Origin of the sequence: Mesorhizobium escarrei (assembly GCF_935825525.1) — a bacterium.
GTDB lineage: Bacteria > Pseudomonadota > Alphaproteobacteria > Rhizobiales > Rhizobiaceae > Mesorhizobium > Mesorhizobium escarrei.
Genome location: NZ_CAKXZT010000101.1, coordinates 128834 through 154263, shown reverse-complemented (window position 1 = coordinate 154263; position 25430 = coordinate 128834). Strand labels below are relative to the sequence as shown.

General features: G+C 61.3%; 24 protein-coding genes and 1 pseudogene. 2 read left to right on the top strand and 23 right to left on the bottom strand.

The annotated features are described in order from the left end of the window. Nucleotides 1–21 precede the first annotated feature (21 nt). The 10 genes from NMG80_RS07085 to ccoN form a co-directional block, all read right to left on the bottom strand. The gene (locus tag NMG80_RS07085; RefSeq protein ID WP_254017449.1) at nt 22–1923 is read right to left on the bottom strand and encodes a glycoside hydrolase family 127 protein; all 1902 of its coding nucleotides are present in this window, start codon (nt 1921–1923) and stop codon (nt 22–24) included. Continuing rightward, the gene (locus tag NMG80_RS37000; protein WP_280113298.1) at nt 1920–2042 is read right to left on the bottom strand and encodes a hypothetical protein; all 123 of its coding nucleotides are present in this window, start codon (nt 2040–2042) and stop codon (nt 1920–1922) included. The genes NMG80_RS07085 and NMG80_RS37000 overlap by 4 nt, the downstream gene beginning before the upstream one ends. A gap of 215 nt (nt 2043–2257) precedes the next feature. Then, nucleotides 2258–2413, bottom strand: coding sequence for a cbb3-type cytochrome oxidase assembly protein CcoS (gene ccoS, locus NMG80_RS07080; RefSeq protein ID WP_008871940.1), 156 nt, complete (start codon nt 2411–2413; stop codon nt 2258–2260). Continuing rightward, nucleotides 2410–4692 carry a cation-translocating P-type ATPase gene (locus NMG80_RS07075; protein ID WP_008871939.1) on the bottom strand — a complete coding sequence of 761 codons (2283 nt, stop codon included), beginning with the start codon at nt 4690–4692 and terminating at the stop codon, nt 2410–2412. The genes ccoS and NMG80_RS07075 overlap by 4 nt, the downstream gene beginning before the upstream one ends. Further along, nucleotides 4689–5186 (bottom strand): FixH family protein, encoded by a 498-nt coding sequence (locus NMG80_RS07070; RefSeq protein WP_008871938.1) that lies wholly within the window; start codon nt 5184–5186, stop codon nt 4689–4691. The genes NMG80_RS07075 and NMG80_RS07070 overlap by 4 nt, the downstream gene beginning before the upstream one ends. Further along, a complete protein-coding gene (gene ccoG / locus NMG80_RS07065) occupies nt 5183–6742 on the bottom strand; it encodes a cytochrome c oxidase accessory protein CcoG (protein ID WP_008871937.1) in 1560 nt (519 codons plus the stop codon). The genes NMG80_RS07070 and ccoG overlap by 4 nt, the downstream gene beginning before the upstream one ends. A 166-nt stretch (nt 6743–6908) precedes the next feature. After that, a complete protein-coding gene (gene ccoP / locus NMG80_RS07060) occupies nt 6909–7772 on the bottom strand; it encodes a cytochrome-c oxidase, cbb3-type subunit III (protein WP_008871936.1) in 864 nt (287 codons plus the stop codon). A gap of 2 nt (nt 7773–7774) precedes the next feature. Then, nucleotides 7775–7924: a CcoQ/FixQ family Cbb3-type cytochrome c oxidase assembly chaperone gene (locus tag NMG80_RS07055; protein WP_040591650.1), complete on the bottom strand. Its 150-nt coding sequence runs from the start codon at nt 7922–7924 to the stop codon at nt 7775–7777. A gap of 11 nt (nt 7925–7935) precedes the next feature. Beyond that, the gene (ccoO, locus tag NMG80_RS07050) at nt 7936–8667 is read right to left on the bottom strand and encodes a cytochrome-c oxidase, cbb3-type subunit II (RefSeq protein ID WP_123149133.1); all 732 of its coding nucleotides are present in this window, start codon (nt 8665–8667) and stop codon (nt 7936–7938) included. Beyond that, entirely contained in the window at nt 8658–10289 is a 1632-nt protein-coding gene (gene ccoN / locus NMG80_RS07045) for a cytochrome-c oxidase, cbb3-type subunit I (protein ID WP_008871934.1), read from the bottom strand. The genes ccoO and ccoN overlap by 10 nt, the downstream gene beginning before the upstream one ends. Nucleotides 10290–10411: 122 nt before the next feature. On the opposite strand from ccoN, the pseudogene NMG80_RS37765 reads away from it, so the two are divergent. Further along, nucleotides 10412–10934 (top strand): annotated as a pseudogene (locus tag NMG80_RS37765) (transposase family protein); the annotation flags it as partial. On the opposite strand, the gene NMG80_RS07040 reads toward NMG80_RS37765, so the two are convergent. Then, nucleotides 10871–11635 carry a Crp/Fnr family transcriptional regulator gene (locus NMG80_RS07040; protein WP_077376458.1) on the bottom strand — a complete coding sequence of 255 codons (765 nt, stop codon included), beginning with the start codon at nt 11633–11635 and terminating at the stop codon, nt 10871–10873. The pseudogene NMG80_RS37765 and the gene NMG80_RS07040 sit on opposite strands and share 64 nt — an antisense overlap. Nucleotides 11636–11793: 158 nt before the next feature. Here NMG80_RS07040 and hemN point away from each other — a divergent pair, with 158 nt between their 5' ends. Beyond that, nucleotides 11794–13143, top strand: a complete 1350-nt coding sequence (hemN, locus tag NMG80_RS07035) for an oxygen-independent coproporphyrinogen III oxidase (RefSeq protein WP_254017448.1) — start codon at nt 11794–11796, stop codon at nt 13141–13143. 174 nt (nt 13144–13317) lie between these two features. On the opposite strand, the gene NMG80_RS07030 is transcribed toward hemN, so the two are convergent. The 12 genes from NMG80_RS07030 to NMG80_RS06975 all read right to left on the bottom strand — a co-directional run bounded on the left by NMG80_RS07030 (nt 13318) and on the right by NMG80_RS06975 (nt 25217). After that, nucleotides 13318–13590 (bottom strand): DUF2274 domain-containing protein, encoded by a 273-nt coding sequence (locus NMG80_RS07030; protein ID WP_077376452.1) that lies wholly within the window; start codon nt 13588–13590, stop codon nt 13318–13320. 12 nt (nt 13591–13602) lie between these two features. Continuing rightward, nucleotides 13603–14817 carry a TraB/TrbI/VirB10 family type IV secretion system protein gene (locus tag NMG80_RS07025; RefSeq protein ID WP_254017447.1) on the bottom strand — a complete coding sequence of 405 codons (1215 nt, stop codon included), beginning with the start codon at nt 14815–14817 and terminating at the stop codon, nt 13603–13605. Nucleotides 14818–14830: 13 nt separating this feature from the next. Beyond that, nucleotides 14831–15856, bottom strand: coding sequence for a P-type conjugative transfer protein TrbG (trbG, locus tag NMG80_RS07020; protein ID WP_254017446.1), 1026 nt, complete (start codon nt 15854–15856; stop codon nt 14831–14833). Further along, complete coding sequence (gene trbF, locus NMG80_RS07015; RefSeq protein ID WP_254017445.1) at nt 15846–16577, bottom strand: conjugal transfer protein TrbF; 732 nt, start codon at nt 16575–16577, stop codon at nt 15846–15848. Before trbF ends, trbG begins: the two co-directional genes overlap by 11 nt. After that, nucleotides 16578–17900, bottom strand: a complete 1323-nt coding sequence (trbL, locus tag NMG80_RS07010) for a P-type conjugative transfer protein TrbL (protein WP_254017444.1) — start codon at nt 17898–17900, stop codon at nt 16578–16580. 29 nt (nt 17901–17929) lie between these two features. Beyond that, the gene (trbJ, locus tag NMG80_RS07005) at nt 17930–18655 is read right to left on the bottom strand and encodes a P-type conjugative transfer protein TrbJ (RefSeq protein ID WP_077376367.1); all 726 of its coding nucleotides are present in this window, start codon (nt 18653–18655) and stop codon (nt 17930–17932) included. Next, nucleotides 18652–21102 (bottom strand): conjugal transfer protein TrbE, encoded by a 2451-nt coding sequence (gene trbE, locus NMG80_RS07000; protein ID WP_254017443.1) that lies wholly within the window; start codon nt 21100–21102, stop codon nt 18652–18654. Before trbE ends, trbJ begins: the two co-directional genes overlap by 4 nt. Beyond that, the gene (locus tag NMG80_RS06995) at nt 21096–21368 is read right to left on the bottom strand and encodes a VirB3 family type IV secretion system protein (protein ID WP_254017442.1); all 273 of its coding nucleotides are present in this window, start codon (nt 21366–21368) and stop codon (nt 21096–21098) included. Before NMG80_RS06995 ends, trbE begins: the two co-directional genes overlap by 7 nt. Next, nucleotides 21368–21676: a TrbC/VirB2 family type IV secretion system protein gene (locus NMG80_RS06990; protein ID WP_008871922.1), complete on the bottom strand. Its 309-nt coding sequence runs from the start codon at nt 21674–21676 to the stop codon at nt 21368–21370. Before NMG80_RS06990 ends, NMG80_RS06995 begins: the two co-directional genes overlap by 1 nt. Nucleotides 21677–21687: 11 nt before the next feature. Next, nucleotides 21688–22656: a P-type conjugative transfer ATPase TrbB gene (gene trbB, locus NMG80_RS06985; protein WP_254017441.1), complete on the bottom strand. Its 969-nt coding sequence runs from the start codon at nt 22654–22656 to the stop codon at nt 21688–21690. Then, nucleotides 22653–23066 carry a CopG family transcriptional regulator gene (locus tag NMG80_RS06980; protein WP_254017440.1) on the bottom strand — a complete coding sequence of 138 codons (414 nt, stop codon included), beginning with the start codon at nt 23064–23066 and terminating at the stop codon, nt 22653–22655. Before NMG80_RS06980 ends, trbB begins: the two co-directional genes overlap by 4 nt. A gap of 120 nt (nt 23067–23186) precedes the next feature. After that, nucleotides 23187–25217: a conjugal transfer protein TraG gene (locus NMG80_RS06975; protein WP_123149126.1), complete on the bottom strand. Its 2031-nt coding sequence runs from the start codon at nt 25215–25217 to the stop codon at nt 23187–23189. Nucleotides 25218–25430: the final 213 nt, after the last annotated feature.

Genomic DNA, 25430 nt, shown 5'->3' with positions numbered 1-25430 from the left:
CATACGGCGACAGCGCTGAATTCAGCTTTCCAGCAGCCACACTTGCATCGAGCCTTTCGCCCGATTGTTCCAGAGATAATATGGCAGAGCGGTTAGCCGGCAGCCCGAAACGATCGGGGGCGCATTCCTGTATAGGCTGTCTCCCCACTCTTGGTCTTCGATACGCTCTGCGGAGGCGGTCAGCGTGACCACGCCATCGAAGAGATCGCCCCGTTCCACCGTTTCGATCCTGGCGTCTCGCGGTAGTTTGAGCTGCTGCACCGCCCCCCCGGGATTGTCGACCTCTTCAACGCAATAAACCAACGGCCCGCGCTTGAGCGCCACCCGGCCGATGTCCTGCTTGACCGAGGGATGAGCATAGATGCGCTCGGGAGAAATCGGTAGCTCGAGGGCGATGGTGTCTCCGGCATTCCATAGCCGCGAGATCGCAAGATAGCCATTTCTGGTGCATGCCGTCACGTCGACTGCACATCCCCCGACCGAAGCTTCGGCTTCATGAGCCCAACCGGGAATGCGGAGATTGATAGTGAACTCGGCCGGCGCGTCAGGGCTGACCTCGATCCTGATCGAGCCGAAAAATGGATAGGCGCTGGTTTCCCGCAGGAACACATTGCCCGTAGCGAGTTGGATGTTCGTCGAAACGCCGCCGTAGAGATGGAAGGCGATTGCGTTTTCACTGGCCGAGACGAAATAGCCTCCGATCGAAGCAATCAGACGAGACGAATTCATCGTGCAGCATGGGCATGAGTGCCAGGCCCATCTGCTGCTTCGCCCATCGCTCTCGAGCGGATTGGAGTAGAAATAGCGCTCGCCATCGCGCGAAAGGCCGGTCAGCGCGCCGTTGAACAACGCCTGTTCCAGAACGTCGGCGTATCGGCCGTCGAGTTCGAGATGCAGCATGCGATGTGCCCAGAAGATCAGGCCTACCGAGGCGCAGGTCTCCGCATACGCCGTATCGTTCGGCAGGTCGTGATCCTCAGTAAAGCCTTCATTCGCGGCAGCCGGACCCAAGCCGGACGTGATGTAGATTTTCGAGGAGATGACGTCGGCCCAGAGCACCTCGCATGCTTTCTTGAGGCTGTCGTCATTCAGTTCCGCCGCGAGGTCGGCCATGGCAGAAAGCATGTACATCGCTCGGACCGCATGTCCGACCACCTTAGTTTGCTCGCGCACCGGCCTGTGCGACTGGTTGTACTCATATCTTTTCGCCCTGAAATCCCTGGGGTGCTCCCCGCGCGCGACCGCTTCCTGATCGAAGTAGTGCGGCTGACGCCCGCGCTCATTCATGAAATAGGCCGCGAGGTCGAGATGCATTCTGTCTCCAGTCAAGCGATAGAGCTTAACGAGGGCCAGCTCGATTTCCTGATGGCCGCAATAGCCGCGCTTCTGGCCGGGGTTCGGGCCGAATGTCTTGCACACATGGTCAACATACCGCTCAAGGATGTCCAGGAGCCGGCGCCGGCCCGTCGCGAGGAAGTAGGCGATCCCGCCCTCGAGCAGATGTCCAAGATTGTAGAGTTCGTGATTGTCGCGCAGGTTGGTCCAGCGCTTGTCGGGCTCGCGCTGCAGGTACCAGCAGTTCAGATAACCGTCGGGAGCCTGCGCCTTTTCGAGATCGTCGACAATGTTTTCGATCCATGCCTCGATGTCGGGATCACGCCTGTGTGACAGCGCGTAGGATGCTGCTTCTATCCACTTGCCGGCGTCGGAATCCCAGAACACCTGCCCGGAATCGTGCTCGTTGCCTGGGACGCTCAGTGGCAGCGACTGGTTCGGCAGTGTGAGGGACAGCAATACACCTTGCTTGCCAAGCTGGACGTGCTGGCTGGGGATAGTCCGTGTCAGCACCGTCTCCAGCCGCTCGCGCCAGAATTGCCCCTCTAGCGCGACATCAACGAACCGAACTGGCTTGAACTCGCTCATTCGAACGCATCGGCTCCTGCAATGACGTGCGCCGGCCTGCTCACGGCTTCGACAAAGCCGGCGCCCCCGGCGAACACGGCCAGCACCTGATGCCGCTCAGCTTCCGTCCGGCTAGACATGCGTTCTCCCCTTTAAAAGACTCGTCCATTGAAATCAGGGCGATGAGGAGACAGCACTGATCTGGGTCAGCCAGACACGACAAACCCGCGCCGCCGGTCTATCCGCTCCGTTGCACTTGGAACACGTACATCGCCAGCGCTCGTCCGGCCGTGGGAGGTACTTCGTGGCATCAGCCGCTTGCATCGCGGGCGACGCAGGCCCTCGAGTGACGGAATCAGCGTTCCGGCCTCTCGTCCCGGTCAATGAGGATACGCTCGGCGGCTCCGTCGAGATCCTCGTATTGACCACTCCTCAAGGCCCACAGGAAGCCAGACAGTCCAAGCCCGCCCAACAACAGAGCCACCGGTATGAGATAGACCAGGATTGTCATGAGGGTTGCGTCAATGTGCCGGTGTGGGAGCGGCTATCAGGCGGAGCAGTTCTCCTTGGCACGTCTGGCACAAAACCTTGCAGCCTCGACGCATTGCCAATGACAAGCAGTGATGAGGCCGACATCGCGATTGCCGCAATCAATGGTGTTACCTGCCCCAAAATGGCGATCGGGACGGCAATGGCGTTGTAGACAATCGCGATGGCGATGTTTTGCCGGATCAGTTGTCCGGCCTTTCGCGAAACGTCGAGCGCAAGGGAGACGGCCGAAAGGCTTTCGTGCAGGAAAACGAAATCCGCAGCTTTGCGGCCGACATCGGCCGCCGTGGCTGGAGCGATCGAGACATGTGCCGCGCCCAGCGCAGGGGTGTCGTTGAGGCCGTCGCCAACCATGAGCACCTTGTGGCCGTCCTTCGCCAGGCTTTCAATATACTTGACCTTGCCCGAAGGAAGCAGCGCCGGAACAAAGTGATGTATCCCCAACGTCGTCGCGACCTCGCCGCAGGCAGCCCCGGTATCGCCCGACAGCATTTCCACGGAAACTCGGGCGTTGTTCAATTGCTCGATGGCCGCCCTGGCGTCCGGACGCAGCGCGTCCTTGAAGACAAAGGACGCCACGATGATCCCGTCTTTGGTCAGAACCGTTCCGCCGTATCTGCTTTCCCCACCGGTTCGGGCCTTCCATCCAGCCCAACCGCGCCGCCCCAGTCGCCAGGTGCTTCCCCTCGCGGTGGCTTCGATGCCGAATCCGGGGTGTTCGCTGACAGCTTCGAGCTTTGGCTGACCGGCGAAACCGGCAAAGGTGGCAATGGCGTTTGAATGCGGGTGACGGGAGTGCGCGGCCATCTCGGCAGCGATTGCCAGCATGGCCGGATCGACTGACGACGCATTGACGAGCCGAGGCTGTCCGAGCGTAAGCGTTCCTGTCTTGTCGAACACCGCCGTGTCGATCGCCGCCAGGCGCTCCATGGCCGAACCATCCTTGACCATGACACCGCTTTCGAACAGACGCTTCGCAGCGACCACCTGCACGATCGGCACCGCGAGACCGAGCGCACATGGGCAGGTGATGATGAGAACGGCGATTGCGTTTGTTACTGCCCGGTGCCAATCGCCCGTCGCCGCCATCCAGCCAAGGAACGTCAGGAAGGCGGTCAGATGAACCACTGGAGCATAGAGCGCTGAAACGCGGTCGGCGAGCCTGCGATAATGCGCGCGACCGCCCTCGGCGGCTTCCATCAGCCGGACCATTTCGGCCAGGAAGGAGTCTTTTGCGGCGGCTGTCGCCTCGACCGTCAGTGGGCCGGTGAGATTGTGCGTGCCGGCCTGCACGGTTTCCCCTGTCGCCACTGTTCTGGGTGTGCTCTCACCGGAAACCAGTGAACAGTCGAGATCCGAAGAGCCTCGAATGACCTTGCCGTCGACGGGAATCCGTTCGCCGGCAGCGATCAGCAACTGCATGCCTGGTTCGATCTCGCCAACCGGCCGGTAGTCGCGCGTGCCATCGTCGCGCAATACTATGGCGCCGCGCGCCGCCAGCCGTGACAGACCGTTCACCGCGGTCCGGGCACGCTCGCGCATCACGTGATCAAGCGTGCGGCCGATCAGCAGGAAGAACAGCAGCGATACCGATGCATCGAAGTAAGCGTGGTCGCCATGGTTGATGGTTTCGTAAAGGCTCATCGCGTAGGCGAGCGAGACACCAACCGCAATCGGCACATCCATGTTCATGCGGCCGTGACGCAATGCGTTCCATGCCGAGCGGAAGTAGATGCCACCAGCGAAGGCGAGCGCGGGGATGGCGATCAGTGCCGAGACCCAGTGGAACAGGTCGCGGGTCGCACCTTCAGCGCCGGACCAGACCGACATTGAAAGCAGCATGATGTTGCCCGCTGCAAAGCCGGCAACCCCCACGGCCCGGATCAGCTCCGATAGCGTCTTGTCCTTCTCCCCTGTCTCGGGCTCGAACAAATGCGCGTCGTATCCCAGCCGTCCAAGCGCGGCGACAAACGGTGGAACCTCATTTCCGCGCCACCGGATCGCAACCCGTTTCGTCGACAGGTTGACACGTACACCCTCGACGCGATCGAGTTTTCCAAGCGCCCTCTCGATACTCTGGATGCAGGCTGCGCAATGCACCGTCGGGACCGAGAGATCGGTTTGGTGCAGATCGCCGCCAAGCGAGCGGCTCGCCAGCCTGACCTCCTGGCTTGATGGCAGGACGGATATGCTGCTTTCCAGATCCAGCGCCGTTTCGGCGCCCGGTGCACAACAGCTCATTGTAACGCTCCATGGGAAATTATAATTCGACGGACGTCGCGATAGGGTTCTGCGAGACCAACATCGGCGTCGACTTGGACGATCCAGACCCCGTCCCTTGGCGTATGCTGGGCGGCAAATTCCTGGCTCGCGGCAGGCGCAAGCATGACGGCTTTGTCCTCGGCCTCGTAGGCGGGATGACGGAACAGGAGCCTGACGCCGTGCAACTGGACCGCTTTGCCGGCGGCCTCGCTGAGGCCGTAGCGGACCTCGCCCCGTGCGATGGTCAGTTTGCCGGTCCAGCCGAGTGCGGCCTGCGCGCGCCCTTCCTCGGCCATCCGGTTGAACTGCTGGCTCGCGACATAAGTATTTTCGACGACAAGACCCGTCCAGCTTGTGCTGGCGAGTGTTGCCATGGTCAGGTTCACACCAACGATCACGCCGAAAAAGCTAAGGATGATACGCAACATATGCCTGCCGGTGAATTCGGGGGGCCTTCGTGCATTGACGCTCATCTAACGATCTCCGGTGCGTTGAACGTGGCCGTGTATTCGTCCGACTCGAAGCTCGCCTTGTCCTCGACCCGGAACTTGAACGTCTGGGCTTGGGCATTGATCTGTTCCGCCGGCTGGCTGACGAAAATCTTCAGCATTTTCAGCCGGTCCGGTTCGACCGGAACGGAGAGGGAGCGATCCGCAGGCATGTCGATCCCGACGACGCTCATCTCGGCATCCGCCAGGCCCTGCATGGTGACGACAATCGTTCTTGGCTCTGGGATCATGTTGAGCAGCTTGACGGTGTAACCATTGCGGATCGAACCATCGGACAGCGTGACGAACTGCGGATTGCGGTCGTGCAGAACGTTGACCTCGAGCCGATCGCGCGTCAGCAGCGAGTAGAGTAAGGCGAGACCGACCGCCGACCACGCACTCATGTAGACGAAGGTGCGCGGTCGAAAGATCTTGCGGACATGGAAATGGGCTAACCTGTTGGAGAAAGCGCTGCCGTCTGTCCGCACCAGCGACGGATTCACCGAGCAAGCGCCGCCTGCGGTCGCCGCCGCCATGTTGGCGTTGTAATCGGACAGCGTCGCATACGAGATCAGCCCGCGCTCCTTGCCGAGTTTGTTCATTACGCCGTCACAGGCGTCGATGCAGAGCGCGCAGGTGATGCATTCGAGCTGCTGGCCGTCGCGGATGTCGATCCCCATCGGACAGACCGCGACACAGGCATTGCAATCAACGCAGTCTCCAACCGGCTGCCCTGCGGCAAGAGCCTTCTTGGCATGGCGCGAACGGGGTTCCCCGCGCCAGTCATTGTAGGTCACAGTGAGCGAATTCTCGTCGAGCATGGCCGCCTGGATGCGCGGCCACGGGCACATGTAGGTGCAGACCTGCTCGCGCATCAGTCCACCGAATGTGTAGGTGGTTGCCGTCAGCACGCCGATGGTGATGTAGGCGACCGGCGCAGCGGTGCCAGCGAAGACCTCGTCAATCAGAGATGGCGCATCGGCGAAATAGAAGATCCAGGCGCCGCCGGTCGCTGCCGCTATGGCCAGCCAGATGGCGTGTCTCGATACACGCAGCACAAGCTTGCGCGCAGTCCAGGATCCCGCGTCGAGCTTTATGCGAGCATTGCGATCTCCCTCGATCGCACGCTCTACAACTAGAAACAGATCGACCCATACCGTCTGCGGGCAGGTATAGCCGCACCAGGCTCTGCCAACGGTGGATGTGATCAGGAAAAGGCCGATGCCGGCCATAACGAGAAGGCCGGCCACATAGTAGAATTCCTGCGGCCAAATCTCGATGAAGAAGAAATAGAAGCGGCGGTTGGCAAGATCGATCAGCACGGCCTGGTCCGGTGCAAACGGACCTCGGTCCCAGCGCAGCCAGGGCGTCAGATAGTAGATCGCCAGCGAGATCGCCATCACCAGCCATTTGAAGCTACGGAAATTACCCGAGATTCGCTTGGGGAAAACCTTCTTGCGTGGAGCATAAAGCGGCTCACGGGTGTTGGGGGAGTCGATCGCTTCTGCTTCGGGCGGTTCTGTCTGCGTTTTATCACGCACGTAGCATCTCCAGTCCCGCTGCCGATGTCAGGGCCGCCCGTGGAACAGCCTCGCCGTAGGCGGTCCGCCCGTGTTGATTCAGGTCGCAGTCGGAATGGTGTCGAGGCCCGGCTCGCGCCGGGCCTCGTCGCTTGGCAGGGGGAGGGCCGAGAATAGGCTTCCGTTCCTATTCTCCGCCGCCAAGCGAATGGACATAGACCGCAAGTTCCTTGACCGTGACCTCGCCGAGACGCCCACCCCAGGCCGGCATGACGCCTTGCTTTGGCGCGCGAACCTGCGCGGCGATAGCCGTCTCGCCCGCCCCGTAGAGCCAGATCGCGTCGGTCAGGTCGGGTGCGCCAAGCTCCGTGTTCCCCTTTGCCTTATCACCATGACAGGCGGCACAATTCTCGGCGAAAACATTGGCGCCGGGTATGACCAATGCTTGATCGCCAACAGCGCCGGAGAGACTCGAGACATAAGCGCTGACCTGTCTAATCTGCTCGGGCGTAATGATGTCACCAAAGGCGGGCATTTCCGACAGGCGCGTGTCGGAGTCGGAGGCAAAGCGGATGCCGTGCGTGATTGTCTGCTGGATCTGCTCGGCCTTGCCGCCCCACAGCCAGTCGTCATCATTCAGGTTGGGAAAGCCCTTCGAACCCTGGGCGCCGGAGCCATGGCACTGAACGCAATTGACCTTGAAGGCGGCGCCACCGGCCGCGATAGCGAATCCGCGCAAAACATCGTCGGCGGCAATCTCGGAGACAGTCTTCGCCTGAAGGGCGGCAACATACTTGCCCTTGGCGACCTCGGCCGCTGCCAGCTCATTCTTGACATCGTTGCGGCTGGAATAGACGAGCACGCCTCGGGTGGCGGAGCTTAGCATAGGCCATGCGGGATAAGCGATGGTGTAGCCGATCGCCCAGACTATGGTGACGTAGAAGGTGATCACCCACCAGCGCGGGAGCGGATTGTTGAGCTCCTTGATCCCGTCCCATTCATGGCCGGTGGTCGAGACGTCGGAGACTTCGTCAATGTGCTCACCGCTCATGATCAGTCGTCCTTGAGAGGGATTTGAGCAGCTTCGTCGGCTCGCGTCCTGCTGCCGGGACGGAGCGCAAAGGTGATGCATCCGACGAAGAACAGCGCCATAGCGAGCAGGCCCCAAGTGTCGGCAAACGCCCGCATGAAGTTGTAGGTCATCACCATTCTCCTCAGCGGTAACCGGCGGCTTCGTCGTAGTTTTTGAAATCGACCAGAGTGCCAAGCATCTGGAGGTAAGCGACCAGCGCGTCCATCTCGCTGACCTGTTGCGGATTGCCATCGAAGTCACCGAGCTTGGCCTTTGGATACCGCGCTTCAAGACCGGATGGGTCGATGTTGGGATCTGCCTGCGCCATGAGATCGGCATTCGCGCTCGCGATCATGTCGTCGGAGTAGGGCACGCCCACACGGCTGTTCGCGATCAGGTGCGTCGAGAAGTCCTTCACCTCAATCGGCATTTCCTTCAGGAACGCGTAGCTCGGCATTATCGATTCCGGCACCACCGAGCGCGGATCCACAAGGTGCTGAACGTGCCATTCATTCGAATAACGGTCGCCCACCCGCGCGAGATCCGGTCCTGTGCGTTTCGATCCCCACTGAAACGGGTGGTCGTACATCGACTCGGCCGCCAGACTGTAGTGCCCATAGCGCTCGACCTCATCGCGGAACGGCCTGATCATCTGGCTGTGGCAGAGGTAGCAGCCCTCGCGCACATAGATGTTGCGGCCGGCGAGTTCGAGCGGCGAATAGGGCCGCATGCCTTCGACCTTCTCGATCGTATTGTCGAGATAGAAGAGCGGCGCGATCTCGACGATGCCGCCGATCGTCACCACCAGAAGGGAGCCGACGAGAAGAAGCGTGGCGTTCTTCTCGATGACGGCGTGTTTGTCCATCAAGCCCATTTTCTGGCTCCTGATCGCGCAGGTCGGACGGCGGCGATGGGACGCGGCATCGGTTTCTCCTCGCGCTGGTAGCCGAGGATTGTCATGGTGACGTTCCATGCCATGATCAGGGCGCCGGACAGGTACATCGCGCCGCCGATGGCACGCATGATATAGTAGAGATGCATGGCGGCGACAGTTTCGGCGAAGGAGAAGACCAGAAAGCCCTGCTCGTCGTATTCGCGCCACATCAGGCCCTGCATAACGCCGGAGACCCACATCACCGCGGCGTAGACGACGATCCCGAGCGTTGCCAGCCAGAAGTGCCAGTTGACGAGCCGCAGCGAATAGAGCCGCTCGCGGTTCCACAACTTCGGCACCATGAAATAGATCGCGCCAAACGAAATCATGCCGACCCAACCGAGCGCGCCGGAATGCACGTGGCCGATGGTCCAGTCGGTGTAGTGCGACAGCGAATTGACAGCCTTGATTGACATCATCGGGCCTTCGAAAGTGGACATGCCATAGAAGGCTATGGCCATGACCATCATGCGGATGATCGGGTCCGTCCGCAGCTTGTCCCAAGCGCCGGACAGCGTCATCAGGCCGTTGATCATGCCGCCCCAGGAGGGCATCCAAAGCATGATCGAGAACGCCATGCCGAGCGTCTGCGCCCAGTCGGGCAAGGCGGTATAGTGGAGGTGGTGCGGGCCGGCCCAGATGTAGAGAAAGATCAGCGCCCAGAAGTGGATGATCGACAGCCGGTAGGAATAGACTGGCCGGTTCGCCTGCTTGGGCACGAAATAGTACATCATGCCAAGGAAGCCGGCGGTGAGAAAGAAGCCTACGGCATTGTGGCCGTACCACCACTGCGTCAAGGCGTCCTGGACGCCGGAGAAGGCTGAATAGCTTTTTGAACCTACGAACGAGACTGGCATCGACAGGTTGTTGATCACATGCAGCATCGCGATGGTCACGATGAAGGACAAGTAGAACCAGTTGGCGACGTAGATGTGCGGTTCCCTGCGCTTCAGGATGGTACCGAGGAACAGGACGAGGTAGGCGACCCAGACCATTGTCAGCCAAAGATCCACATACCATTCGGGCTCGGCGTATTCGCGGCTTTCGGTGATGCCGAGCAGGTAGCCCGTCGCAGCCATGACGATGAACAGCTGATAGCCCCAGAACACGAACCAGGCGAGATTGCCGCCGAACAGCCGGGCGCGGCAGGTGCGCTGTACGACATAAAGGGACGTGCAAAGCAGCGCATTGCCGCCGAAGGCAAAAACCACGCCGGATGTATGCAACGGCCGCAAGCGGCCAAAGTTGAACCAGGGCTCGACGCTGAGATCGGGATAGGCAAGCTGCAGCGCGATGACCACACCAACCAGCATGCCTACGACGCCCCAAAACACCGTCGCCACGGCCCCGTAACGGATTGGACCGTCCATAAAAGCGGCGGGGTCTATCGGAACTGCAGGCTTGAACTCCGTATTGCGCAACAGGATCGCGGTGAAACCAGCTACGGCGAAGAACAACACCCACATATGCTGGCGGAAAGGTTCATCTACGCCGAAACCGGCAGCCACCAGGGCCGCAAAAGCGAACAGGCTTAGAAGCACGATCTCTGTGCCGAATTTCATCGCAAATCCCGATCTCGAATCCGGCGGACGCCAAATCCGCTGTGCATCAATTGCGCAGCCGCCGCCTGCTCGCCCTGATCCATGTCAGGGGCCGCACGATTTTTCGACAGCTAGGTTGACCTTCGCGGCGGCCGGTGCGCTACGCCAACCAGCTGCCCGACCAGATCGAGCTGACGATCGTCGCAACCAAGAAGGACAAGCCGCACTGGGCGCCAGGAAGATTAGGGAGCTCCTGATCAGGAGGCTCGCCGGCGATGTCCGCATACCCTCGAAGAGCCCGGTGCATGCCGTGCTCGATCGTCACGGCCTGTAAAGCGCTCCCGTCAGCGGCAGCGCTTCGGCACGCAACTATCACCAACGCGTTGTGGTGCACGGACTTCTAAGGGGAGTTCCGGCGGGCGATGGTCGTTATTGTGACGGTCACCGACCCGGCCTCGCGCTACCTGCTCCCCTGCGAAGCGCTCGAATCGAAGAAGGAAGGACCGGTCATCGAGGCCGCCATCCGCCTGTTCAGGGAACGCGGCCTGCCTTCCGCCATCAGGAGCGACAACGGCCTGCCCCTTCTCTTCGCCGAACGGCCTCTACAACCTGTCCAGGCTGTCGGTCTTCTGGCTCAGGCTCGGCATCGCCATCGAGCGCAGCCGGCTCATGCTGTCCACCATCACATGGCGTGTGTTCTCGATCCGGATCACGCCGTCAGCCCGCAATTGCGTCAGCTGCCGGCTCACAGTCTCGTTCGTAATTCCAAGAAAATCAGAGATCTCGGCACGCGTCAGCGGCAGATCGAAGGACGCTGACCTGGCTACCGGGTCAACACTGGAATCGATATTCCGAGCGATCATGAGGAGAAAACTCGCCACCTTTTCCGATGCGGTCTTGCGCCCCAACGTCACCAGCCACTCGCGTGCTTCATCGAGTTCATTCAGCGTCTGCTTGAGCAGGCGATGCTCGAATTCCGGCGACCCCTTCATCATCCGTTCGACGGCTGCCCTTGGAAACGAGCACAGCGTGACAGCTGTCACCGCTTCCGCATTGATCGAGCTTTCCACCTTAAAAGGACGTCCCAGAAAATGCGGTGCAAACTGGAGACCGACGATCTGCTGGCGACCATCGGAAAGGCTCTTTGTCAGCTTTACCACGCCTGAAAGCAGGTTCGAATAGCTGTCGACCGCCTGTGCGTCGCCGATCAGTTCCACTCCTGACTCGATCTGGCGCCGCGAGCAAGTCTTGGCGAGCCCAACCAAATTGTCTGGATCAAGCGCACCGCAGACGCCGCGATGCCGTGCTTCGCAATGGACGCAAAGAACGGGAATACCGGAAGTGTGAATGTGTCGCCGTACTGACATGCGCTCGCTCAACCCGATCCCAAGTGCCGGCAGGATACCAATCTAGGGTAGAAAAATCCTTGCGGCAGTTTGTCCGAGTTGCTGATTGACCGAAATCAGGGCTTTGGCTCGCCAATAAGCCCAGAGTTCCAGCGATGCAAACATGGTTGGACCACGACATGCAGTCCGAATTAGCTGCCCGGGTTGGCGAGAACGTCCCGCGCTATACCAGTTATCCGACTGCACCGCATTTCCACGCGGGCGTCGATCCTGCGGTTTATCGTGGCTGGCTGGAGGGGCTCGAAAGTGGCTGCGAGATCTCGCTCTATCTGCACATACCCTATTGCGACAGACTCTGCTGGTTCTGTGCGTGTCATACCAAGCAGACGCGCTACTATGAGCCGGTGACGGCCTATCTGCGCTCGTTACACGCGGAGATCGCGACCGTGGGGGGTCTCGTCAGCGGCAAGGGCCATGTCCGCGCAGTCCACTTCGGCGGCGGTTCGCCCACCATGCTGAAGCCCGAGGACATGGTGGCGCTCGGCGCGTTTTTGCGGAACAGCTTCGATTTTGTCCCGGATACAAAAATCAGCGTCGAGATCGATCCAAACGACATGGATGAGGCCCGCCTTGATGCGCTGGCCGAAATCGGCATGACCAGGGCGAGTCTCGGAGTCCAGGATTTCGAGCCAAATGTGCAAAAGGCAATCAACCGCGAGCAAAGCTTTTTGCAAACGAAGGCTATCGTCGACGGAGTTCGCTCCCGCCGCGTCGGTTCCATCAATCTGGACCTGCTCTACGGATTGCCGCACCAGAGCAGGGAGAGCGTCTGTTCCACCGTAGCGCAGGCGCTGACCCTGGAACCGGACAGGATGGCGCTGTTCGGCTACGCGCATGTGCCCTGGTTCAAGAAGCATCAGACGATGATCAAAGAGGCGTGGCTGCCTGGCCCCACGGAGCGGTTGGCGCAATCGCAACTCGCTGCGCGAGCGATTGTGGACAAGGGATATGAAGCAATAGGGCTCGATCATTTCGCCAAGCCAGGCGATGCCTTGGCGATCGCGGCCCGGGCAGGGGCTTTGCATCGCAACTTTCAAGGCTACACGGAGGATCGCTGCGAGACACTGATCGGGCTTGGCCCTTCGTCCATCGGCCGTTTTCGCCAGGGCTACGTGCAGAACAATATTTCAACCGCCGAGTACGGAAGTATGGTTGCGCATGGCGGGCTGGCGGTTGTCCGCGGTATCGCGCTTTCCGACGACGACCGCGTTCGCGGCTGGATCATCGAGAGGCTGATGTGTGATTTCGCCTTCTCGGCAGTCGATCTGGTGGAACGCTTCGGCAAAGCCGGCCAGAAGCTCCTTCTTGAGTCGAGTACCATGGCCCTCCACGATCCCGTTCGATTGCTTGAACTGGATGGCGACCGTTTCGTCGTGCCGGCTGAAAGTCGCCCATTCGTTCGAAGCATCGCGGCCAGGTTCGACAAATATTTCCAAAGCGGAAGGGCCAGGCACTCGGTTGCAGTTTGAGCCAAAGAGTGCGGTCGCGGTGACGTGCTCCCCTGTTTACCTCCATTTGTGAGTGAGCCTGTTCACGTGTGATCCTTGACGGATTCACGTGTGATCCTTGACGGATCGGGTTACATATTCAAGCGGAGTTAGCCCATCGAGGCTCGTATGCGGGCGGTTCACTCATTGCCTCGGTTACTCGGAATCTGAGCCTGCCAGACGCCGCGACTTCTCCGGCATGCTGGACGTCGGCAAACCTTCTTTTCTGGCCTTGGCAAACGCTCGGTCGCCTTCCAGAAACCCCGCCAGCATGAAAGGGATGAGTTCCGCCACCGTTTCAGACTCGCCATAGGTCTGACGATAAAGGGCAGCATACTCCTTGAGTGCTTGGCCCAACTCCGCGCTGACGGTGATGGTAATCTTCGAAGGTGTTCGGTCTGGAAGCTTTCCAAGTTTCAAGTTGGCCATATTCACTCCCGCTCAACTCGCGTATGGCCGTAGCACCAGATCCTTGTGCACGATGACGCGCAGTGGCCAACCTGGGCGGATGGTGATGGTGGGCTGAACATTGAGGTTCTTCTCGGTGATGCGCTGGCCGGCTTGACTGACGTTCTGCTGAGTGGATTCCCGGATCGCTTTGACCAGATCGCTTTCGTTTTCTCCAAAACTTAACTCGGTGCCGACGCCCAGCAATGTGGCCAGCGCGACTCCCTTGATCAGCTGCCAGGTGTGGAAATCGATCTTGTCCTCGAGCCCGGCATAGCCGGCAGTGTCTGTCGCCGGCAGATTGTCGATTTCGATCGAAGAACCGTCTGGCAGTATTATTCGCTGCCAAACCAGAAGCGCCCGTTTTTGCCCAAAAGCGACGACGCTGTCATAGGTCCCGATCAGCCGCGAGCCTTGCGGGATAAGCAGGATGCTGCCGGTGAGCGTGTCGTGCACGTTCTCGGTGACCTGCGCGACGACAAACCCGGGCAAGTCGGAATTTATGCCGGTGATGAGACTTGCGGCGATCACGCTGCCGGCCATGAGCTGATTTGGCGAAGCTGGCGTCTGCAATGCATGCGGGTTGTAGATCCCGCTGGTGTTGCGCTGGCTGACAAAATCGAGCTTGCGTTGTTGATTGTTCTGATCGCCCTCAGCCGGGGCAACGGAATCTGACGGCCGAGCGGCATCAGATTGCGGAGGCGCCCCGAACGGCTGCTGAGCACTTTTCGCATTACCGCCGATGCCCGCCTCCTTGGGTTGATTTTCAATGCGGAAGAAGACTTGTGATTCGCGCGCCTCAATCGCCTGCTGGGCAACGCGCTGCTCCTCGGCGGAGTTGTCCTGCCCTGGCGCGATGCCGAGCTGGCGCCGCCGCTCAAGGATGGGGCGACCGAGGTCGCCCGGCAGCGGTGGTCCAAGCACAGGAGGGTTCGGCTTCACTCCGGAATAGTCCTTGGGAAGTGTTTCAAGTCCTTCAGGGGTTGGCTTGCGGTCAGTGTTGTAGAGATCTTCCGCCTGTTCTTTGAAGCGAAGCGCCGGTCCTTGCAGCGCCATCATCGTGACGCCCAGGATGGCACCGGACCCGACGGCAGCGATGGCGATGATCACGCCGCGCCTGAACCGCACGGCGCGGCGGGGCGAGGCCCGTAACTGCAGCTGCTCGGGATCGAGTTTTGGCGGAGCATTGGATGGGGAAGTGTCGGTCATAAGGCCCCTCTCCTCACCTGCTGGAGCGCGCAAAGAGAGATACGCGACGCGGCGGTTGCCGGCCGTCCGTCCTTGTAATGCGCACCACTTGCTGCTGCTTGGTGCCGAGGCGTAGTTCGGCCGCGGCGAAGAGCCGATCGACAATGTAGTAGTTGCCGCGCATGCGGTAGTTGACGAGCTGGTTGCCCCCGTCAGAGCCGACGATGAAGAGTGGCGGGGCCTCTCCCTGATCTATGCGGCGCGGGAACTCGATATAGACCTTGCTGCCATCATCGAAGGCTCGCGTCGGTCTCCAGGGCGGTGTGTCGCCCCTAATCGAGTAGCGAAAGCGAATGTTTTCGAGCGCCACGTTCGACGCCACCGGCATGGTAGCCTCGGCCTGAGCGTTGCGCTGGCGGAGCGCGACGATCTGGTCCTCGCTGTACGTCCAGGAGATCGCCGCCATAGCGGTCTTATCGGTGCTTTGAAGCTGCAAGTGGTAGGTGCGTCGTTCCGTGGTGATCACCAGATTGGTGCTAAGCCCCGGCGCGAAGGGTTTTACCAGCACATGGGTGCGCTGGTCGTCACCAGTGCCGCTGACGGTATCGCCGATGACCCAGCGCACCGTGTCGCCGGCCGACACGGCTGTCAGTTTCTCGCCCGGCTGTAGGGCGATATCGGTGACGCGCTCCGGCGCGGCATAGAGCTGATAAAGCGCGCCATCGGTGAAGGGATAGACCTGCACCGCATTGACGTAGCCGTAGCGAGTGGGTTGCTGCGTCGCCGCCTTGTTGGCGTCGGCGACGCGTTCTTCAGGAGAGCGCTTGTCGTCGGCGATTTTGCCCGGTTCTGGCTGCAACTGGCCGGGGAGCGGCAACGGCTTTGGCACCTCGACTATCTTGACCGGTGTCTCTGGCGCCTTCTCGATTGCCGCTGCTTTGAAGTCGACAGCATCATACGAAATCTCAGGCGGCACCGGCTTCGATGCGCAGGCCGAGAGAACTGCTGCCGATGCGGATAGGATCAGCGCGGCACGGAACGATTGGGCTCTATTTGTCATCGGCGGGCTCCTTCGGGGAAACGGATGTCGGTGCGGCACTGTCGAGCTCGCGCGACCAGTCGATGGCGTTGATGAAGACACCGAGCGGATTGTTGCGCAGCTGATCCGTATTGCTTGGCGGGCGGATCACGATGGTGAGGATCGCGGTCCAGCGCGTGGTGCTGGCAAGGCTGCCGCGCTCAAAGACCTGCTCAGTCCATTTGACCTGGAACGAGCTGTCGGAAGCCCTGACCACACTGGTCACCTGGACGGACACGCTGCGCGTTCCGATCTGACCGAAGGGATCGTTCGCCTTGGCGTACTCATTGAGGAAGAGTGCCGCACGGTCGGTGGCAAAGTCGTAAGCCGCCAGCCAGTTCTGCCGCACCAGCACCGGATCAGTGGAGACGGAACGGACATTCTGGATGAAGCGGCCGAGGTGCCAGGCTATCTGGGCGTCGGAGGGCTCGTAGTCTTGGATCGCCGGCGCGACGGCGCGTGCCTCGCCGAAGCGGTCGACCTCGACGACGTAAGGCACAACACGGCTCTGCATCGACTGCCATACGAGTCCGCCAGAGAGCCCGGTCGCCAAGGCCAGACAGCCGAGGGCCATGAGCCGCCAATTCCTAGCCTGTACTCGAGATGAGCCGATGCGCTCGTCCCATAGCTGGGCGGCCTTTTGATACGGCGTGATCGGTTCGGGTGTCTTGCCGTAACGTTGAACGGGTCGCTTGAACAGCATCTAGTCGTCCTTGTCGTTGAGAGAGGGATTGGCGCTGCCTCCCGGGCTGTCGCCTTCACGGACAGCCTGCATGGCGGCGTGGCGGTGGGCACGGGCGGTCTGTTCGGAACGCAAGCGCCTTGCCCACGTCGGAGCGGCATTAGGGTCTGCAGCGGTTGGGTTTCCAGTCATGGACGCGGTGGGCGCACCACCGGTCGCGGTCCATGCGGCTTCCCGGCCGGCATCGGCGCTGCGCCCGAACGTTCCCGCGGCAGCTCTTGCTGCTCGCATCGCGGCGCCGCCGGCGGCACTGGTCACGCCCCGCAATCCAGCAGCCACACCGGACAGGCCGGTGTGGGGCGAGGTTGCTCGCCCGATCTGCCAGGCCGTTAAAGCAGCCGATCCCATCGTTGTGCCGGCCCGAATTGCGGCGAGACTGCCGCCGGTTGCCATGCGCGCGCCAGCAAATGCCGTGCCTCCGGCAACGAGCGATGCACCAGTTGCCGCCGCAGTCGTGCCAAGGGCGGCGCCCGCGCCAAGCTGCGGCGCGCCGGACACTAGACCCGACGCGATGCCGGGCCCAAAGATGCCGAGCCCAAGCAGCGCCAGCGCGCCCAGCACCTGTGACATGGCGGCGGCCAGGTCCGGCTCCTTGCCTTGCAGCGCGGAAGCAAACTCGCCGAAGAGTGTGGAGCCGATGCCGACGATGACGGCAAGTACCATCACCTTGATGCCTGAAGAGATGACATTGCCGAGCACGCGCTCGGCCAGAAACGCCGATCGATTCCAGAGTGCGAAGGGAACCAGAACAAAGCCGGCAAGCGTGGTGAGCTTGAACTCAAGGATTGTGATGAACAGCTGAATGGAAAGGATGAAGAAGGCGATGATCACCAGGAACCAGGCCATGAGCAGCACGAAGATGGTGAGCGCGTTGCCGAAGATTTCTGGAAAGCCGAGCAGCTGACTTGCCTGATCAAGCAGCGGCCAAGCGCCTTCGAAACCGGTCGCGGCGATGCGGCCAGGGCGCAGGAGATTGTCTGGGGAGAGATTGCCGGAGGACGCGTTGATGCCGAGCCCGGCAAAGGAGCGATAGATGATGTCGGCGAGGTTCTTAAAATTATTCAAGATGAAGGCGAAGACGCCGACATAGAGCACCTTGCGGGTAAGCCGGCCGAGAATGTTGGGCTCGTCGCCGAGCGCCCAGGCCAGCCCGGCCAGCGTGATGTCGATGCCGATCAGGATGGTAGTGAGGAAGGCGACGTCGCCCGAAAGCAGACCGAACCCGCTGTCAATGTAGCGGATGAAGGTCTCCATGAAGCGATCGATGACGCCGAGGTCGTTCATGCCGCCGCCTTCCTCGTCAGAGTTGGTGATCAATTGCCGGGATAGGCCGAGCCGGTACCCAGGAAGCGCTTGGTCGTCTCGCGGGCGGCTTCCTCGGACTGCGCCTTGCGCGCGGCATCCTCGGCCTCAGCTCGAAACTGAGTCGCGAGCAGCGTTTGGATCTGCATCTGCTGCTTGGTCGAAAGCGCGATCAGCTGGTTGGTGGCCTGGCTTGCCTGAAGCGCACCGGCTGCCCCTTGGCTGCGGTTGACGAGATCGGCAAGCAGGTCGCCGTCGGCGCGGACGTTCTCGACGATCTGCGACTGGACCCGCATGGTCTGGCGGAACGCCTGCATGGCGCTCTGCCAGCGCTCGCGCGCTGCGGTTGCCACATCGCTGACCTTGATCGTGGCCTCGTAGCTTTCCGGATATTGGCTGCGCCACTGGTCTTGAAGCTTGCCCAGATCAAAGCTGAGGCCACTCGCCTGGTCCATCAAACCGTCAATGCGATGGAGCGAACCGGAGAGCTGGCCCACGGAAGAGAAATCCAGACGCTGAAGATTGCGCGCCATGTTCTGCAGCATGGTTGCCTGGTTCTGCAGCGACTGGATCTGGTTGTTGATCTGCTCCAGCGCGCGCGCCGCCGTCAGCACGTTCTGCGCATAATTGGATGGATCGAACACGATAAGGGCGTAGGCCGGCTGCACATAGTCGGCCATTGGCTTGGCGATCAGGGAAACGGTGATCAGGCTGGTGAAAAGACGGCGTCCAATCATGAGGATTGCTCCATGTCTGGTTGAGGGAATTGCTGGAGAAGCTCGGCAGCCCAATCGAGGCCGCGCGCGCTCAGAAAGCGGGAGGCAAAGCTGTCTTGCCCGTCTTCGGACTGGATTTTGTCGATCAGGGTCTGCGTCGCCGGATCGGAAGCGCCGCAAAGCGCAAGAGTGATGGGGCCAAGCCCGAGCTCGAAGAGACGGTTTCCGCTACGTGACTGAAGATAGTAGTGGCGCTTCGGCGTGGCGCGGGCGATCAATTCGATCTGCCGCTCGTTTAAGCCGAAGCGCTCGTAGGCTGCCCGCGCTTGCGGTTCCACAGCACGATCATTGGGAAGGAAAATGCGCTGGGGGCAGCTCTCGATGATCGCCGGCGCGATTGAAGAGCCCGCGATATCAGCCAGCGATTGCGTAGCGAAGATCACCGAGACATTCCGCTTTCGGAGCACCTTCAGCCATTCGCGGATACGGGCGGCAAAGAGCGGATTGTCGAGATAGACCCAAGCCTCGTCGAGCATCAGCAGCGTCGGCCGTCCATCGAACCGCTCTTCAAGACGATGGAACACGTAAGTGAGCACAGGCAGCACAGCGCCTTGGCTCTGCATCAGCTCTTCCGTCTCGAAACACTGCACATTCGATAAGGCCAGCCGATCATCATCGGCGTCGAGCAGGCGGCCGAAAGGACCGTCGAGTGTGTAGGGCATCAACGCGGACTTCAGCCCGTTGGACTGAAGCAGGACCGAAAGGCCGGTCAGCGTGCGTTCCTGCGCCGGCGCGGTGGCAAGGCTGGTGAGTGCCGACCAGATTGCCTCCTTCACCTCCGGCGTGACGGTGACATTCTCATGGGCAATGAGGCCGGCAATCCACTCGGCTGCCCAACTGCGGGCAGCCTGGTCGCCGATATTGCGCAGGGGCTGGAAGGCGAGCGCACCGTCAGCACCCAGCGCGTGGTGTTCTCCACCCGTGGCAAGGACTGCCGCGCGCGCCGAATTGCCTTTGTCGAAGACATAGACCTGCGCGCCGGCATAGCGCCGGAACTGCAGCGCAATCAGGGCAAGCAGCACCGATTTGCCGGCGCCGGTCGGGCCAACGATCAGCATGTGGCCGACATCGTCGACATGGGTGGATAGCCGGAATGGTGTCGACCCGTTGGTCTCTGCGAACAGAAGTGGCGAGGCCTCTCGCTGGGTGACCTTGGCGAGATGCTCGTTCGCTGTAGGACCTGCCCAGACCGAGGACAACGGCATGAGATGCGCAAGGTTCAACGTGTGAACGAGCGGCTGGCGAACATTGGCATAGATATGACCAGGCAGCGAGCCGAGCCACGCCTCGACCGCATTGACGCCTTCGCGGATGGTGGTGAAGCCGAGCCCATTGATGATGCGCTCGACCGCGCGAAGTTTCTCCGCGGCGGCTTGATGGTCCTCATCCCACACTGTCACCGTTGTGGTGAGATAACCGAAGCCGACATGGTCGCCGCCCAACGCCTGAAGGGCTGCGTCGGCATCGAGCGCCTTGTTGTCGGCATCGCTGTCGACCAGCGGGAAAGGTTCGTTGGTCACGACCTCGCGCAGGATGGCCGCGATCGATTTGCGCTTGGCAAACCACTGGCGGCGCAACCGTGTCAGCGTCTTCGTGGCTTCCGTCTTGTCGAGCGGGATGAAGCGCGTCACCCAGCGATAGGCGAAATCCTGATGATTCAACGCGTCGAGAATTCCGGGCCGGGTGAGATTCGGGAATCCGAGGACGGTAAGGGTGCGAAGATGGTGTTCGCCGAGCATCGGCTCCAAGCCGCCGGTAAGCGGCGCGTCGACCAGGATGCCGTCGAGATACATCGGCGTTTCCGGGACAGCGAGTGGATGGCGGCGGGTCGAGATTGTGCCGTGCAGGTAAGTCAGGGTCTCGGCATCGTCGAGCACGCGCACCTCGGGCATGAAACCGGACAAAAGATCGAGGACCCGGTCGGTCTCGTCGCGAAACCGCGCCAGCTCCTGGGGCCAGTCTCTCCCGCCGCCAGATTGGTGTGCGTCAACGAGCGCGCTTTCAGCCCTCGCCCGTGCGTCCGGGGGCGGCATGAACAGCAAAGTCAGGTGATAGCGGCTCTCGTAATGCGCGACCTTGCCCTCGAAGGCCGCGCGTCGTTCTTCATCGACAAGCCAAGACGCGGCGTCGGGAAAGGTTGAGTTAGGATAGCCGAGAGCCTCTATGCGCTCGGCTTCGAAGAACAATGCCCAGCCGGAGCCGAGCCTTCTCAACGCGTTGTTTGCCCGGGCGCAGATGCCGACAAGTTCTGCTTCCGTCGCGCTTTCGAGATCGGGCCCGCGGAACCGTAAGGTCCGCTGAAAGCTGCCGTCCTTATTGAGCACGATGCTGGGCGCGACGAGCGCTGCCCAAGGCAGATGGTCGGCAAGTTTGTCGGCTTTGCTGCGGTATTCTGACAGGTTCAGCATACCAACCATCCCTTCAGACGAAGGTGACGAACGAGCACGCTGGCGAAGTCTGGATCGCGTCTTGTGGCAAAGACCGCCAGCGTGTGGCCGGCAATCCACAGCACCAGCCCAGCGATCCACTGCTGCAAACCGAGGCCGATAGCTGCGGCCACAGTGCCGTTGAGGATCGCCACCGCTCGCGGTGCACCGCCCAGCAGGATGGCTTCGGTCAATGCCCGGTGAACGGGAACCGCGAAGCCCTCAATATGCTGCTCTCCAGCGACCATCAGACGAGTGCTCCGCCGCCAAAGGAGAAGAAGGAGAGAAAGAAGCTCGATGCCGCGAAGGCGATCGACAGCCCGAAGACGATCTGGATCAGCCGGCGGAAACCGCCTGCGGTGTCACCGAAGGCAAGGGTTAAGCCCGTGGTGATGATGATGATCACGGCGATAATCTTGGCGACCGGTCCCTGTACAGACTCCAGGATCTGCTGCAGCGGCTGTTCCCAAGGCATGCCGGAGCCTGCTGCACGGGCTGAGACCGTGAGAACAAGCACGAGCGCGGTGGACGAAAGAAAGCGAAGCTTCTTGCACATGAATTGGCCTTTCAAAACTGCTGAAGTTGCGGGAGCGTCAGTTGGGTGACGGCGTAATCGCCGCTGCCGTCGAGACCGGTGACCTCGGCGATGGCGTCAATGCGGCGCGAGGATCCGCGCCCGGCGATGAAGACAATCAGATCGATGGCATCGGCGATCAGACGGCGTGGTACAGTGACGACGGCTTCCTGCGCGAGTTGCTCGATCCGGTAGAGGGCGGAGCGCGCCGAATTGGCGTGAACCGTGGCGATGCCGCCGGGGTGGCCAGTGTTCCATGCCTTCAGCATATCGAGGGCTTCCGCACCCCGGACTTCGCCGACGACGATGCGGTCGGGCCTGAGCCGCAGCGTCGAGCGTACGAGATCGGCAAGCGTCACCGAGCCCCGTCTTGTCCTGAGTGCAACGCAGTCCTTGGCAGCGCACTGCAGCTCGCGTGTGTCTTCGATCAAGATCACCCGCTCGTCGCATTCCGCGACTTCGACCAGCAGCGCATTGGCGAGCGTGGTTTTGCCCGACGACGTGCCGCCTGCGACCAATATGTTGCGCCGCTCGCGCACGGCCTTCCTCAGCGCATCGGCCTGCAGCGGCAGCATGATTTGGTCGGCGACATAGTTGGCCAACGTGTAGAGTTTTGCGGCCGGTTTACGGATGGCGAAGCATGGCGCCAGAACGACTGGCGGCAACAGCCCCTCGAAGCGCTCGCCCGAGGGCAGTTCGGCGCTGACGATCGGACTACCCGCATGCGCCTCGGCACGCACATGGGAAGCGACCAGGCGGACGATGCGTTCCGCCTCGGATGGGTGCATATGCACGCCGGTACCGACCCGACCTTCTCCCAGCCGGTCGAGCCGCAGCGCACCGTCGGGATTGACCATCACCTCGACAACAGATGAATCGGCAAGGGCCTCAGCGATTGCCGGGCCCATGGCGGTGCGCAACATGGCACGATGGCGATGGTCGACCTCCGGATGAGAACTCATCCTTCCCCTCCCCCGCCATTATCCGTCCCAAGCGACCGTTTGCCGGAGGCGATCTGGCGGCCCACTTGCTCGACGAATTTGTCGAAGCGCTCCTGGGCAATCGCCTGCGTCGCCCGGTCCGGGACTGGTGTGTGAGCATGAAGCGTGAGGGAAAAGCGAATGAAGAGCGCCAGGCTCTCTAGGATCACCTCGACGTCGCGTCTGAGATGACCGAGGTCACGGGAAAGACGGTCGAGCCTTACGCCGTAGCGCCGGTCGAGCTCGTTCTCACCACGCCGCTCGATAAAGGCCTCGACTGCCTTCGCCACGATCGCTGATTTGGTCGTCGATGGATCGCGGCTGAGGTCGTCCAGTTTCTTGCTCAGGTCGGGTTCGAGCAGAAACTGATGACGAATGCGCTGAAGGCTCATGTGGTTCGTTCCAACTGTCCCAGCGCTGTTGCACGGGCGGGAACGAGCATCGCCGACTTCCTCGAAATTGCTTATGGCCGTTATGTACGCTGATTTGCGCTCTGCCTTCGGCAGCTTCTTTCAGAAGCCGGGCACGATGTCCTTGTTGTCGCCCGTTCCCTCGTTGATGCCATAGGCGCGTGCGGCAGTGGAAATTCGGTCCATCACGCGCCTGTCAGCAACTGCCTCGCTATCATCGTCCGCGGGCTTGAGCAGGTCGTCCCGGTCGGGCTCCAGAGTGACGGCTGTATGCTCTTCAGGCAGACCCGGATGTCGCTGTTGCTGGACACCTCCTTCATCTTCAATTGCCTCGCCCGCGCTTTCGCCGCCGCCAGCAAGACGGCGGTCAACGCCCCGCACCTGCCCGATCCAACAGTCCGGACGCGGTACTGGCCGATCCGCGTAAGCGCCGTCGCGCAATACCGGCGCAGAAAGCACGCGCTCGGTGAAATTTCGATCCTGGTAGTAGCGCAGCTTCTTCGCCCGGATCGGCGGCAGCCCTGAAACCAACACCAGTTCATCGGCTTGCGGCAACTGCATCACCTCGCCCGGTGTCAATAGTGGGCGGGCGGTCTCCTGGCGGCTAACCATCACGTGCGACAGCCAGGGCGCCAAGCGATGGCCGGCGTAGTTGCGCATGGACCTCAGCTCCGTCGCCGTGCCGAGCGCGTCCGAAATGCGTTTGGCCGTGCGCTCGTCATTGGAGGAAAAGGCAATCCGCACATGGCAGTTGTCGAGAATGGCATTGTTGTCCCCATACGCCTTGGAGATCTGGTTCAAGGATTGCGCGATCAGATATGCACGGATGCCATAGCCGGCCATGAAGGCGAGCGCGGTTTCGAAGAAATCAAGGCGACCGAGCGCCGGGAATTCGTCCAGCATCATGAGCAGTTGATGGTTCCTGCTCTTCTTAGGATCCCCCTCCAGCCGCTCCGTCAGACGCCTGCCGATCTGATTGAGCACAAGTCGCACCAGCGGCTTCGTGCGCGAGATGTCCGATGGCGGCACGACCAGATAGAGTGACATCGGTCGCTCAGCATCCAGGAGGTCGGCAATGCGCCAGTCGCAAGCTGATGTCGCTGCCGCCACCGTAGGATCGCGATAGAGGCCGAGAAACGACATGGCGGTCGAAAGAACGCCTGAACGCTCGTTCTCCGACTTGTTCAACACCTCGCGAGCTGCCGAGGCCACGACAGGATGGACCTGGGGCTTATCCGCCGCGCCGAGATGGTTGGTCGTCATCATCCGCCGTAGTGTCGCGGCAAACGAGCGTTGCGGGTCCGACAGGAAGGTGGCGACGCGAGCGAGCGTCTTTTCCTCTTCGGCGTAAAGCACGTGCAAAATGGCGCCGACCAAGAGTGAGTGACTGGTTTTCTCCCAGTGGTTCCGCCGGTCCAGCGCGCCTTCCGGATCTACCAGGATGTCGGCGATGTTCTGGACGTCACGGACCTCGTCTGGACCTTTTCGTACCTCCAGCAGCGGGTTATAGCGCGCCGACCTCGGATCGGTCGGATTGAACAGGAGACAGTAGGAGAACTTCGAGCGCCAGCCGGAGGTCAACTGCCAGTTCTCGCCTTTGATATCGTGAATGACGGCCGAGCCGGTCCAGGACAGAAGAGTTGGAACAACCAGTCCGATGCCCTTGCCTGATCGTGTTGGGGCAAAGGCCATGACGTGCTCGGGCCCGTCATGGCGCAGATAGCGATCCTTCAGCTTGCCTAGGAAAACGCCGGCCGGCCGAAACAGCCCTGCCGTCTCGATCTCGTGAGTCGCGGCCCACCTTGACGACCCATATGTGGTGACCGACCCGAGCTGTCGCGCGCGCCAGAGCGAGCCGGCGATCGCGGCGGCACAGCCCACGAACCCACTGGCGCCGGCAAGCGCACCGGCCTTATCGAAGACCTCGGGCGCATAAGCGTCGAAGTGGAACCACCATTCGAACAGTTTCCACGGCTTGTAGATCTGCCAGCCAGCCGCGACTAACCATGGCGCGCCGAGTGGCGGTTGATGGCCGAGCATGTGGGCGCACCACTGCGTGGCCGCCCATACGCCGAGTATCACGATTGCGAACACGACGGCGATCTGCCCAATCAGCAACTTCGTAGGCGTCATTGGCTTGCTCCGCAGTTCTGGACATGCGGGGCCAAGCATCGCGCGGCGCGATGTGAACTGAAATGCACACTACGCACGACCAGGTGCGATGAGGGAATGGGCAGGATCGCTCAGACTGGAAACTTTCGGTGGAGCAATAGAGATATGTCCACTTGGCCGCGGACCTGATCTGCGTCTCGTCGACATCCAAGTGCTGGTGATGCTTGGAAGTGT

What these genes read in the sequence shown, in the direction of transcription:
- NMG80_RS06995 (WP_254017442.1), bottom strand. Translation starts at nt 21,368, where the DNA reads ATGGTCGCTGGAGAGCAGCATATTGAGGGCTTCGCGGTTCCCGTTCAC.
- NMG80_RS06975 (WP_123149126.1), bottom strand. Translation starts at nt 25,217, where the DNA reads ATGACGCCTACGAAGTTGCTGATTGGGCAGATCGCCGTCGTGTTCGCA.
- NMG80_RS07025 (WP_254017447.1), bottom strand. Translation starts at nt 14,817, where the DNA reads ATGACCGACACTTCCCCATCCAATGCTCCGCCAAAACTCGATCCCGAG.
- ccoP (WP_008871936.1), bottom strand. Translation starts at nt 7,772, where the DNA reads ATGAGCGGTGAGCACATTGACGAAGTCTCCGACGTCTCGACCACCGGC.
- NMG80_RS07070 (WP_008871938.1), bottom strand. Translation starts at nt 5,186, where the DNA reads ATGAGCGTCAATGCACGAAGGCCCCCCGAATTCACCGGCAGGCATATG.
- hemN (WP_254017448.1), top strand. Translation starts at nt 11,794, where the DNA reads ATGCAGTCCGAATTAGCTGCCCGGGTTGGCGAGAACGTCCCGCGCTAT.
- NMG80_RS07055 (WP_040591650.1), bottom strand. Translation starts at nt 7,924, where the DNA reads ATGACCTACAACTTCATGCGGGCGTTTGCCGACACTTGGGGCCTGCTC.
- trbG (WP_254017446.1), bottom strand. Translation starts at nt 15,856, where the DNA reads ATGACAAATAGAGCCCAATCGTTCCGTGCCGCGCTGATCCTATCCGCA.
- trbE (WP_254017443.1), bottom strand. Translation starts at nt 21,102, where the DNA reads ATGCTGAACCTGTCAGAATACCGCAGCAAAGCCGACAAACTTGCCGAC.
- trbL (WP_254017444.1), bottom strand. Translation starts at nt 17,900, where the DNA reads ATGAACGACCTCGGCGTCATCGATCGCTTCATGGAGACCTTCATCCGC.
- NMG80_RS07085 (WP_254017449.1), bottom strand. Translation starts at nt 1,923, where the DNA reads ATGAGCGAGTTCAAGCCAGTTCGGTTCGTTGATGTCGCGCTAGAGGGG.
- ccoN (WP_008871934.1), bottom strand. Translation starts at nt 10,289, where the DNA reads ATGAAATTCGGCACAGAGATCGTGCTTCTAAGCCTGTTCGCTTTTGCG.
- trbB (WP_254017441.1), bottom strand. Translation starts at nt 22,656, where the DNA reads ATGAGTTCTCATCCGGAGGTCGACCATCGCCATCGTGCCATGTTGCGC.
- trbJ (WP_077376367.1), bottom strand. Translation starts at nt 18,655, where the DNA reads ATGATTGGACGCCGTCTTTTCACCAGCCTGATCACCGTTTCCCTGATC.
- NMG80_RS06980 (WP_254017440.1), bottom strand. Translation starts at nt 23,066, where the DNA reads ATGAGCCTTCAGCGCATTCGTCATCAGTTTCTGCTCGAACCCGACCTG.
- ccoO (WP_123149133.1), bottom strand. Translation starts at nt 8,667, where the DNA reads ATGGGCTTGATGGACAAACACGCCGTCATCGAGAAGAACGCCACGCTT.
- NMG80_RS07040 (WP_077376458.1), bottom strand. Translation starts at nt 11,635, where the DNA reads ATGTCAGTACGGCGACACATTCACACTTCCGGTATTCCCGTTCTTTGC.
- trbF (WP_254017445.1), bottom strand. Translation starts at nt 16,577, where the DNA reads ATGCTGTTCAAGCGACCCGTTCAACGTTACGGCAAGACACCCGAACCG.
- NMG80_RS37000 (WP_280113298.1), bottom strand. Translation starts at nt 2,042, where the DNA reads ATGTCTAGCCGGACGGAAGCTGAGCGGCATCAGGTGCTGGCCGTGTTC.
- ccoS (WP_008871940.1), bottom strand. Translation starts at nt 2,413, where the DNA reads ATGACAATCCTGGTCTATCTCATACCGGTGGCTCTGTTGTTGGGCGGG.
- NMG80_RS07030 (WP_077376452.1), bottom strand. Translation starts at nt 13,590, where the DNA reads ATGGCCAACTTGAAACTTGGAAAGCTTCCAGACCGAACACCTTCGAAG.
- NMG80_RS07075 (WP_008871939.1), bottom strand. Translation starts at nt 4,692, where the DNA reads ATGAGCTGTTGTGCACCGGGCGCCGAAACGGCGCTGGATCTGGAAAGC.
- NMG80_RS06990 (WP_008871922.1), bottom strand. Translation starts at nt 21,676, where the DNA reads ATGTGCAAGAAGCTTCGCTTTCTTTCGTCCACCGCGCTCGTGCTTGTT.